Raw genomic sequence first — 10675 nt, forward strand, 5'->3', positions numbered from 1 at the left:
CCGTTACTCAGATGGTTCGAGAGCCATCTGAGTAACGGCACTCTGGAAGGTTTCAACAGTCTGCTCCAGTCCGCCAAATCCAGGGCACGGGGCTATCGCACCCACAAGAATTTTATTAACATGGCTTACCTCGTACTGGGTAAGCTGGATCTCAAGCTACCCACTTAAAACAGCGAGGAACCACTAAACCACTATTCAAATGTGAAAATTTATTATTATGTTCATCAGGTTAAATAATTAGCTCTACTCTTTATAATCTCAACCCTGATTTATATTGGATAGTGTTATGCGATATATACATTACTACCCTCTGTAGAACAACTATAAAAAATCTATGAGATCACCCTTCTTATTAAAAGTGGATAAAAGTAATATTATTGATATTTAATATAACGAAATAATGATGATTTGATTAGCGAATATCACGAACCATGATATGCTTACATACCCAACCAGAGCGGCTGCCATGATCAACAAACCTCTATACGAACACGCGCAAGAATTGTTTCTTTCCTGGAACACCGTAGATTCCGAAGACATTCCGGAATTGCTGATTGAACTGCGCCTACAACATAGATATCTGACCCTGTTCCGCGAACAGACTGCCCTCACCCAGCAAATTGCCATCACCAAAATGACAGCCACATCTATTCAGATAAATACGGACAACCCCTTGAGTCTTCTCGGACAAATCGGGGAAAAAGTACTCTGTGTGTACTATGGTACAGACCAGTCCCTGGGATTCCTCTCTACCATCAGGGCGATCGACGCCTCAGGAATGCATATCGATTATCCAAAACAGTTATGGCTTCGAAATACCAGAAAACATGAACGCTTCAGCCTAACGGTCAATATGACTGCCTACTGGAGTAACCCACAACTGAATGAACCCATATATGGACAGGTTATGGATGTGAGTTATGGTGGCTTTATGGGTGGAATGCATATGGCCACCTATGATGATGGCAAACTGAATATACATCTGCATGAACAAGGAGAAATTATTCTGCTCAAATCGGATCGTAGCAGTTGGAAAAGCCGGGCTGAGCTGCGGCGCTCTGCACTGGTGACACAAAACCTATCCGATTCTGATGACGTGACTATCGGACCTAACGGCTTTGCTCTTTTGGGTTTTGCCTTTATTTTTGAGGACAAGCAACAGTCAGAAACGCTTGAACAATTTCTTGAAGGTAGCATTGAACCGCTATAATAAAACGTTAAAAATTGAGCAAAAGCATAATTTGAGGTGGATTACGCTAAAATGAGCCCATTTTATAATATGCAGGCCCGCAGCATTACCGGAGAGGAAATAAGATTTGGCCACTTTCGGGGGCAGGTTGTCTTGATCGTCAACACTGCCAGCGCTTGCGGATTCACTCCGCAATATGCCGGACTGAATGAATTATACACAACCTATGCTTCTCAAGGATTCACGGTTTTAGGTTTCCCCTGCAATCAGTTCGGGCATCAGGAACCAGGAGACAACCAAAGTATTCAACTATTCTGCTCTCAACATTTTGACATCCATTTTCCGTTGTTCGAGAAAATTGACGTCAACGGAGCACATGCATCCCCTCTTTATCAATGGTTAACTAAAAGTCTCCCGGGATTTTGGGGTCGTAAAGTACGCTGGAATTTTACAAAATTCCTGTTGAATCGAAGCGGACAACCTATTGCCCGCTATGCACCCAACAAGAAACCTGAGAGATTATGTAAAGCTATTGAAAAAGCTCTGCAAGAAAACTGCTGACCGATTTTTGCTATTGATAGTGGCGGAGGCGGTGAAATACAAACCATTGTCCACCAGCGTTCAGGTGTTTCCATTATAAATAAATTATTCAGCTAGTTATAAACACAACAGTCCAACGAAGTCCAGCGGTATTCGCCATGAGCCATGTCATCGGGTAAGATAAACGGTAAGATAGAAAAGTTTGGCGGAGTATCACTTTTTCGGAGGATCGCACGATGGCGACGACCATTGGAAAACTCACCGTACGGCAGGTAGACACCCTGCCCGAAGGATTTCACAGCGACGGTGGCAATCTTTATCTGCGTGTAAAAGGCGGCAGTCGCGCGTGGGTCTTTCGCTACAAAGACAAAGGGCGAGTACGAGAGATTGGTCTGGGACCTACTTCCATTCGCAAATTAAAAGAGGTTCGTGTCCTGGCAGAAGCTATGCGCAAAACCCAAGCGGACGGCCGTGATCCTGGTGAATTACTGCGTGTTAATGATCCCACTGAGACGGTATCCATGACTTTTGAGCAATGCGCACAAGATTTGCTCGAAGCCAAGCGGTCCGGCTGGAAAAACGTCAAACATGCACAACAATGGATTAACACTCTGCGTGACTATGCCTTCCCTGTTATCGGGACTAAAGCTCCTGCAGATGTGACTCTGGCCGATGTAAAGTCAATCTTGCTCCCTATCTGGACCACCAAAACAGAAACAGCAACCAGAGTACGTCAGAGAATTGAGGCAGTTTTGGATTATGCCGCCGTGCACGATCTATGTGATGGCACCCGTAATCCAGCGCGATGGAAAGGGATACTGAACAAAGTGTTGCCAGAACCGGGCAAGGTGAGTAAGCGCGAACATCACGCCGCTTCAGCCTACACCGACATTCCCCGTATCATGGCAGCATTGCGTGAAAAATCGCATGTATCGGCCTATTGTTTGCAATTTACGATCCTGACGGCCGCCCGTTCTGGGGAGTCACGCGGCGCCACATGGGATGAGGTTGATCTAGATGCAAGAGTTTGGACGATACCCAGTGTTCGCATGAAAGCCGCAAAACCTCACCGAGTTCCCCTTTCTGATGCAGCCATGAAGATTTTAACCAATATGCAAGAATGGAGGATGCGGAATAATCCCAAAGTCTTTCCCGGCGCTCGTGGCGGATTGTTATCGGATGTGGCCGTGAACAAAACACTTCACAGCGTAATCACTGATGTGACGGTACATGGGTTTCGCAGTTCGTTTCGAGACTGGGGTGCCGAGCAGACCAATTTTCCTGCTGCAGTATTGGAACAAGCACTTGCCCACACCAATCCGAATAAGGTCGAGGCTGCATACCAACGTTCAGATCTATTTGAGCTACGACGGAAGTTAATGCAGATGTGGGCAGATTTTGTGGATGTTACCGACCAATAATAGTATTGCATATCGGGCGATTGACAGATGATGAAGCGTGTGTCGGTTGCAGCATGAAAATATTCCATTACTTATAGGTCAGGTTGATTGAAATATGACCCTGCTTGCTCTGTGAATTTGCGTGGCATGGCGAGTTGATATCAGCTAGCCTTACCAGAAATGCATCGATCATTAAGGAGTACGAGCCATGAAAATCACCGCTACCTTGTCGAGCAAGTTCCAGATTTCCATTCCCAAGGCTCTGCGGGATGAACAGCACTGGAAAGCCGGACAAGAGTTTGTCTTCATCCCCAAAGGTAAGGGTGTTCTGGTGCTACCCGTGCCCGAGAAGGAACAGTTAGTCGGCCTTGCTAAAGGGGCTCGCATTGACGATTGGCGTGATCGCCAGGATCGATTCTGATGGATTTAGTGCCTTGCGTGGTCGATACCTCAGCATGGATTGAATGGCTTGCTGACACGCCCACCGGTAGGCGTCTGGGAAAACAGTTTCCAGAAAAATCACATTGTATCGTCCCCACGGTTGTGCAACTGGAGCTATCGAAGTGGTTAGTACGAGAAGTTGGCGAGGAACAAGCCGACCAGGTAATTGCCTATACGCGGACTACCCACATTCCGGATCCCGACGTAAAAGCCATCCGTGAAACCACAGGCCTTTCACAGTCGCAGTTCGCTCTGATGATCAGGGTAAAGCTCAAGACACTGCAGAATTGGGAACAAAAACGGGTACGACCTGCGGGACCAGCCAGGGCACTTTTACAGATTGTGGCCGTCGATCCTCATGCGGCCATTCGTGCTTTTAAGGGGCTTGTGGCTTGAATTTTTTGAGGTTGGCATACTCTGCAGGGTGACTAACGCAGCTACTGATTATAGAACGACCAGCAGTCCATCACAGATTGCACGGCAAGTCTCCTACCCTCCCCCGAAACTGGATTAATTTATTCCTGTTTCCGGCGCGTCATTTTTTTAGGCCAATCCGGACCAGTTCTAAGCAAATACGGCCTGCCACGACGGGGTTCTAGTGTACACAATTCTTCTGGCAACGCCGCAATCTGCTTCAGTAAGCGTGCTCGAACACGCGGGCCGGGATTGTCAATCATCGACCAAAGAGCTGGCCCCAATGCTATTTCATTCAAATCCTTCATTCGCATCATAGCCAATGCCACCAGCAGCACAGGCAAAGCATCCCCAGCAGTGGCTGCTTCTCTCAAAAAACGCAATGGGATCGCCGGGATATAATATTCGCGTTGTCTAATGCTCGGCACCGCCAGTTTTACAGCGGAAGACAACAAGTCCAAATCTGGATCTCCTTGCGGCAACATCTGTCTGCAATCAAATTGAGTTCGATTGAATTTTTTGATGGTCATGGTTCTAATCAAGTCCTAATCATTAATGGTAACAAACGGGTTGGATGAAGCCGAGAACACTCCAATGGGTTATTTTGAGACGACGCCATCATCATTCATTGGCAATTCATTCAGAAGCATTGTGATCCGATGCCATAAGTCATTACCGGCCTCCTCCACATAACGATCGGGGAAGCACACCACATCGACATTGGTACGCACAACTCGCCCCTTTCCTAAAACTAATTCGCTCGCGTGATCCATCGCCGACCGTGTCCGCTTCACGACATCATCTATCTCAGCAATATCTGCTTCGGCCAGAAGTGCATCGTGCACAGGCGCACATACCTGGATATCGTTTTCCGTCAACTCACAACATGCCAACCGCAGCATTTCAGCGCCGTTTGATTGCATGGGCCAGTTCAATAATGATCGGGGATTGGGTTCGGCACCATGACCCGCGCGCCAAGTCCAGCCAAAAGTGGTTTGCAAGGGCAGCCCGAGTAGACCCGCATTCTGATTATTTGTGACCCACTGCCAAAAAGCCTTATAGGTTTCCCGATGCTGACGTAACAGCGTGCGTGCTTCTTCAAAATGCACTCCGGCTTGCAGCGCAATGGATTCAGCGCTCATGCCGTATCCGACCCCAAGCACGATAGCCTTCGCACGTTGTCGTTCAGATTTATGGGTGTAACAAGTGGCATCGGCTGGTGCAAGCCCTACTTTTTTAGCAAATGCAAGATACGGATCGCCCGAAATATAGTCTTCCCACATGACATGATCACCGGACAGCGCAGCGGCGATGGCGATCTCTTGCGCCGACCAATCGACATAGGCCAGTGCACGTCCTGGTGCAGGTTTAATCAGGCTGCGCAACCATCGCGCTGACCCGAAAATGAATGTTGAGTTACTGGGTTGATTTCTTCCGGTTTTACTCGCAAACGGGTGCAAGCTAGTACGCATACGACCATCAGAACCAATGGGAAAATCCGCCTGATGCAGTTTTGCCAAAGCCTGACGCAACTCCCGTAATCGAGCGATCATTGGGTGTGCCTTAGCCTGCTTTTTAAATGTGCCATCATCTAAAGCCAGTCGACCACTGGGTAGTCGCGGCCACGGTATTTGAGCGCGTTGGAGAAAATCGGCGAAACGGTCAGCCACAAATGTCGCTCCATTAAAGACGCCAAAGTCCCGATCTATCTCCGCGATGAGCTTAAGTTTTATTTCATTCCACCCCTTTTGCAATCGTCGATAAAACACAACATCAATGGGTACGCCGTTTCGTTCCATTCTGGATACTGCACAAGTATAACGACCACGGAGCAAAGCTTGCCCCAATCGCTGGGGATTCTCTGCAATTTGCGGAAGCATGATTCGCAACAAATCCGTGGTGGCTTGAACATCGCCGGCACAATAGTCCAGAATGTCAGCGCGTTGGGCACTGGTCCAAGGGCCACCGCTTAGGATCAGATCCCGCATAAATTCCTTCCGCGAAGCAACCATACTGGAAATGCCATAATGTCTTGCAGCTGCAAGCAGGCTCGGGTAGAACTGGCCGTTCACACTACCATTGTGCAAACAGACAAATTCCGCATACAAATCCAGACACCTTACCGGCATAGGCCAACCCAGTTGCAAAAAACATGACCATTCAGCCTGGGCCGCAAAGGCCACATACAGGATATTATCGGCACCTAAATCAAAGGGCGGCTCTTTGTTCAGTGCATCCTGCCATAACTTAATCCATTGCCCAGAAACCAGGTCGTGGGCGACCATACAAACGGGCTCTGGGCAATCACCTACACTTGCTGTGTACTCGAAATCGAGTATCCAGATGGCGCGATAATGAAGATTGAATCCCACTGCTCATTCCAGGCCGCGCAGACGGCGAACAACCGGATGGTCGAGATCCCGGATGATGTACCTATCACCGAAGGCTACTTGTAAAATCTCCGCCATCGTTTGGTTTGGCCATATCGGGTTTCCCAGTGCACCCGCTGCGACAAAAACATCGTAAGCGCCCAGTGACATATTGGCGACCATGCGGATCCAATCCGTCCGCGCGCGCTGCGCAGCAATTCGGGTAGAAGTCCACCAGTCGTTTTCCTTTCCATCTAAGCTGGGCTCCGGCACCGGCCACAAAAATATTGCCCCTTGCCGATTAACAGCGAGATGCAAAGTCACGATGCGTGTTTCGTCTGACAGACCTGCAACCACTGATGGCTCAACCAGATAAGTTTCGCGTTCCTCTTTCAGTTCCAGAATAAACACCCTGAGAGAAAATTCTGGGTGAATCCGCACAAACTCCCTGCGATTGGGCTTGCGAACCGGACAAGTTACCAGTTGCTTAACCACATCGAACGCCCCCGTCACCGTGGTCGGTACTGCAAAATGGCTCGGGTCAAAGGGATTTGGGGCGGTACTAGAATGGGAATAAGCTTCAGGTATCGTCCGTTCGGGAGTCTTGACATCAACATTTTCCGGCGTGGGAACCTGTGTCGTTTTGTCCGCATCTTTAGTTACGACTTCACTCATACTTTCCAAAGCAGACAGACCAACAACCGGATTAAGCGCTATGCAGGAGCTTGCGTCAGATTCAGGACTCACCTGAGCTGTAGACATAAAATCAAAAGGTTCTTGATTGGGAGCCTGTTTAGCTTGATCCATTTTCATATTTTTTCCTCGTTTAGCTAAAATTTTCGATTTTTTATTCCAATAGTTAGACATTTACAGATTTCCTCCTTTCTGCGTCTGGGCTATATCTAAAACCCATTGGTCTATTTCGGCCTCTAACCACACGGATATGCGGCCGAGTTTTCTGGGCGATGGAAATTCACCATTCGCGATGCGATTGTAAATACTGGTCCGACAGAGACCGGTTCGGTACTTGACCTCATTAAATCTAAGTAGCCTGTGTGGCTGCTGTTTCGTAACAACTGTGTCCATGTGTACCTCCTTGTGTTCAACCGGATTGCATTATGTCGGGATAACGTAACTCCATCACGCTGCAACTTTTTCATTTTTTTTCATTTCATGTCATACTGAATGGATAGGAGATATAAAGGCAGAAACAATGGCAAAAACTCGTTCCAATAAGAATTTATTGCGTACACAACTTGTAGACCACTGTCGTAGTCTTCGTGGATTCCTGAAATTGACATTGGAACCCCGCATGCACATTCCTACGGACAAACTACATTATTACGAGCGTTGGCAAGTACTGGATAAGGTATTAGCTGATTTTGAGCATAATCCTGGGAATCTTGATTCTAGGTTTTCGGAGGGATTGGCTGAGAAAATTCACAAAGTTGAACCCACTAAAACGTTTCATGGTACTGGGCGTATCTTTTTTATACTTAAACCAACAGATTGCAAAGACGAAGAATTCGGCCCTGTCGAACTGGCCGAAAAACTGGAAGAGGCCTATCGGCGAAAAGGTTTTGGCGATAGTCCCATCGCTGACTTCGATGTTTGGGGAGAAGATTATGGTCAACATGGTCCCGACCTCATTTGTAGCGAGTTAAATAATTTTTTTAACGGTCTTGCCACGTTGTTACGTCGGCACGAGGACGACAAAGCGCTGGCTCTTTCACGGCGGGAAAGCGAGTCACGCGAAAAATTTGAGAATGAGCACATTGAGCGTTCGCACAAGAGAGACCCGAACTTAAAAGAGTTGTTTGCCAGAAAACACTGCCAGTTTTGCTTTAGATTAATACCGGAGCGCTCAGGAGAAACGAAATCATCTACTGGTAAAACCTGCGCTTTGCACGACCCACAGAAAAATATGAGTCGCTATCTGGCAGCCCGCAAGCGGTACATCGCCCAAGAAAAGAAACTGGTCCGGCAAAGAAAGGAAAAGGCAATAAATGTAGCGCGTAATGCAAATGATCCGGAACTGATACCGTGGAAAACAAACCTCCTGATGCGCTTGAATTTGGATAATTTAAATGAGGTTAAAATAATCGGAGATAACTTATTTAGTATTACTAAAACCTTATTTTCGTCTAAAAAAAATCAGCCTGTTGACACGCCCTCCTTGCAACGGCTACTTGATGAGATTCAGCGATCCTACCCACCAATCTCTAGACCAGAAAAGTTCGTAAAAATGGTCCAGTCTCTCATTGATTCATCGCAGCACTCCCCAATGAACCTAATCCAGCTTGTGGGGCAGTTTGTTTTCGATAAAGATATCCCTTTTCATCCCACCATTGTCGCCATATATATGTGCCTTTTCCAAGAAGAGTCCTGGTATGCCCAGAATAACGCTCCGGATTATTACCACTCAGGCAAGGGAAAAGGCCGACCAATCAAAGTTGACAAGGTAGAAATGCTTCAAGTAGCGCAATCACTTCGGAGAAATGACAAAATGACTAAGGCTCAAGCCATAAAACAACTTGCAGAAGAGTTTGACTGCTCCCCAACACGAGTTCGACAAATCCTACGAGAAAATGAGATTTCTTAGTGAAGCAGAATATTCTTATCTGTATTCTATAAAGATAAAATAAAGATAGATACGGATACCCCAGACCGGTTCAGGTCTTGACTAAAAGTTACACCCTTTCGGTTCAAGGCATTGCCCTCCGAATAATACCATGAATGGCAAACGTTCTTTTAGTCTTTTTTTCTTTTTCTTGGCTGGAGTCGTCAAAAGCGCACATCATCTTGTTCTGCGTTCCTGAATCTGTAATAATTCGCTCCCGAATCTGTCACTGTCCAATATTGGGAAAGTACCAATTTTGACCCGCACCATTACACTGAAAATCCGCCCTAATCTAGCAGCCCATACTCGCAGACGCGCGCTATCCGGCATTGGCAGCATGGTTGCCGTCCATGCACCAAATCCGTCGCCCGCCCAGATTGTTGACGCGTTAGGCGGGATCCGAGCCGCATGTCGCGCTTCTGGTATCGGTTTTGATACGGTTTATCGCCTGCTTCAGTATGGTGGCGGGACTATTGCGAGCTACAAAAAGCTTGCTGAAGCGGCTGACTTTCGGGTTGTGCTTACCGAAGGCAAAAGTGCGCGCTGGAAAACCCTGCATGCTTCAAAAGATATGACATGGCAAACGCCACCAGAGGTATGGCAAAACGTATTGTCACGCTTAGGTATTCAGCAATTCGATCTGGATCCCTGTTCTCCTGACGATGGACAGAGGTCTATCCCGTGTGTCAATCGCTATGCACTGGCCGATGATGGTTTATCCCGCTCCTGGGGCGATTCTGGCTCTGTGGTATGGGTGAATCCACCGTACGGTAAAGCACTGTCACTATGGATTGATAAAATGGTCGCAGAAGCCATATTGGGGGTTAAAGTGATCGCCCTCGTGCCGGCCAGGACTGGAACGAACTGGTGGCACAAAGCTCTCGAAGGCGGTGGAAAACCGGAGTTTTTACGTGGAAGGTTGCGTTTTGTCGGTCAAGACGGGAAGGCAGGGAACGCGGCGCCGTTCGATTCTGCACTGATTTGGTGGGTGTAGGCGGATGTGGGTTTACAAAAAACATTTAATTCAGCACATTGAATTGCTGCTTCAAGCCTTCACATAGAATCTTGAGGTCATTTACCGATTCACTACGGGAAAATGCCCCATCACCTCACTCTGTATTGGTTACATGCTCGATCCGGCACAACCTTTGTTCAAGGACTGCCGCATGTTTGAGCAGCTCCTCTGCAATATTCGCCAAAAGAACATCCTCGGCCTTCGCCAAATCCTGCAGGTCTTGTACAAATAAATCAGCCGATTGAGCCGCTTTTTCGAGACGTTCCTTGTCATTTCCGTTCAGCATTTTTCACCCCTTTCCCGAATAGAAACCAGCACCACACTGCCTTTTCACGCATCAATGTCAACATCCATTAGACATACATTATAACAATTATAACGCGGCTACTGCCGTTCTATCCCGAAATTTACCGCACACTCTGGGTGCCATAGGATAACACGCGGCGGGCTCCTCGCTACTTGGAGTGGATACGAGGGTACGGTAGTCTTAGGGCATTGCTGATCTAGGGAAGGTTAATGATGGACGAAGACAAGCTGTTTACCTTGGCGTTGGGGTTGGTTCCGCCGTGGATGGTGGACGATGTGACTTTCAAGCTGGAGGAGAAGCGGTTGGACCTGCATATCAACTTTCCCAAGGGAAGTCGGCTTGCTTGCCCTGTCTGCGGTCAGGACTGCCCGGTCCATGAC

The 10675-nt window shown here is 47.7% G+C and carries 13 protein-coding genes and 1 pseudogene; 9 read left to right on the plus strand and 5 right to left on the minus strand.

Annotation, left to right across the window (positions count from 1 at the left end):
- From H7F08_RS14085 to H7F08_RS14110, 6 genes are all read left to right on the plus strand, one after another.
- Nucleotides 1-168 (plus strand): transposase (locus tag H7F08_RS14085; protein ID WP_193640877.1); only part of this gene is annotated, 168 nt, incomplete at its 5' end.
- A gap of 298 nt (nt 169-466) precedes the next feature.
- On the plus strand, nt 467-1210 hold the full coding sequence (locus tag H7F08_RS14090; RefSeq protein WP_193640878.1) for a PilZ domain-containing protein: 744 nt from the start codon (nt 467-469) through the stop codon (nt 1208-1210).
- Nucleotides 1211-1261: 51 nt separating this feature from the next.
- On the plus strand, nt 1262-1750 hold the full coding sequence (locus tag H7F08_RS14095; RefSeq protein WP_010643022.1) for a glutathione peroxidase: 489 nt from the start codon (nt 1262-1264) through the stop codon (nt 1748-1750).
- Nucleotides 1751-1965: 215 nt separating this feature from the next.
- Entirely contained in the window at nt 1966-3150 is a 1185-nt protein-coding gene (locus tag H7F08_RS14100) for a tyrosine-type recombinase/integrase (protein ID WP_193640879.1), read from the plus strand.
- A gap of 187 nt (nt 3151-3337) precedes the next feature.
- Nucleotides 3338-3550, plus strand: coding sequence for an AbrB/MazE/SpoVT family DNA-binding domain-containing protein (locus H7F08_RS14105; protein ID WP_193640880.1), 213 nt, complete (start codon nt 3338-3340; stop codon nt 3548-3550).
- Nucleotides 3550-3966, plus strand: a complete 417-nt coding sequence (locus tag H7F08_RS14110) for a hypothetical protein (protein ID WP_227485411.1) — start codon at nt 3550-3552, stop codon at nt 3964-3966. The genes H7F08_RS14105 and H7F08_RS14110 overlap by 1 nt, the downstream gene beginning before the upstream one ends.
- Nucleotides 3967-4085: 119 nt before the next feature.
- Here H7F08_RS14110 and H7F08_RS14115 read toward each other — a convergent pair whose 3' ends face one another.
- The 4 genes from H7F08_RS14115 to H7F08_RS14130 form a co-directional block, all read right to left on the minus strand.
- Nucleotides 4086-4514, minus strand: a complete 429-nt coding sequence (locus H7F08_RS14115; protein WP_193640881.1) for a hypothetical protein — start codon at nt 4512-4514, stop codon at nt 4086-4088.
- 69 nt (nt 4515-4583) lie between these two features.
- Nucleotides 4584-6092, minus strand: a complete 1509-nt coding sequence (locus tag H7F08_RS14120; RefSeq protein WP_193640882.1) for a DNA polymerase — start codon at nt 6090-6092, stop codon at nt 4584-4586.
- 267 nt (nt 6093-6359) lie between these two features.
- A complete protein-coding gene (locus tag H7F08_RS14125) occupies nt 6360-7220 on the minus strand; it encodes a hypothetical protein (RefSeq protein ID WP_193640883.1) in 861 nt (286 codons plus the stop codon).
- Complete coding sequence (locus H7F08_RS14130) at nt 7221-7439, minus strand: helix-turn-helix transcriptional regulator (protein WP_193640884.1); 219 nt, start codon at nt 7437-7439, stop codon at nt 7221-7223. It lies immediately after the preceding gene.
- 226 nt (nt 7440-7665) lie between these two features.
- Here H7F08_RS14130 and H7F08_RS14135 point away from each other — a divergent pair, with 226 nt between their 5' ends.
- Nucleotides 7666-8955 carry a hypothetical protein gene (locus H7F08_RS14135; RefSeq protein WP_193640885.1) on the plus strand — a complete coding sequence of 430 codons (1290 nt, stop codon included), beginning with the start codon at nt 7666-7668 and terminating at the stop codon, nt 8953-8955.
- Between the two features lie 274 nt (nt 8956-9229).
- Nucleotides 9230-9967 carry a DNA N-6-adenine-methyltransferase gene (locus tag H7F08_RS14140; RefSeq protein WP_193640886.1) on the plus strand — a complete coding sequence of 246 codons (738 nt, stop codon included), beginning with the start codon at nt 9230-9232 and terminating at the stop codon, nt 9965-9967.
- A 115-nt stretch (nt 9968-10082) separates the two neighbouring features.
- Here H7F08_RS14140 and H7F08_RS14145 read toward each other — a convergent pair whose 3' ends face one another.
- A complete protein-coding gene (locus tag H7F08_RS14145; RefSeq protein ID WP_193640887.1) occupies nt 10083-10274 on the minus strand; it encodes a hypothetical protein in 192 nt (63 codons plus the stop codon).
- Nucleotides 10275-10504: 230 nt separating this feature from the next.
- On the opposite strand from H7F08_RS14145, the pseudogene H7F08_RS14150 reads away from it, so the two are divergent.
- Nucleotides 10505-10675 (plus strand): annotated as a pseudogene (locus H7F08_RS14150) (ISL3 family transposase); the annotation flags it as partial.

The organism is Acidithiobacillus sp. HP-11 (genome assembly GCF_015100075.1).
Lineage (GTDB): Bacteria > Pseudomonadota > Gammaproteobacteria > Acidithiobacillales > Acidithiobacillaceae > Acidithiobacillus > Acidithiobacillus thiooxidans.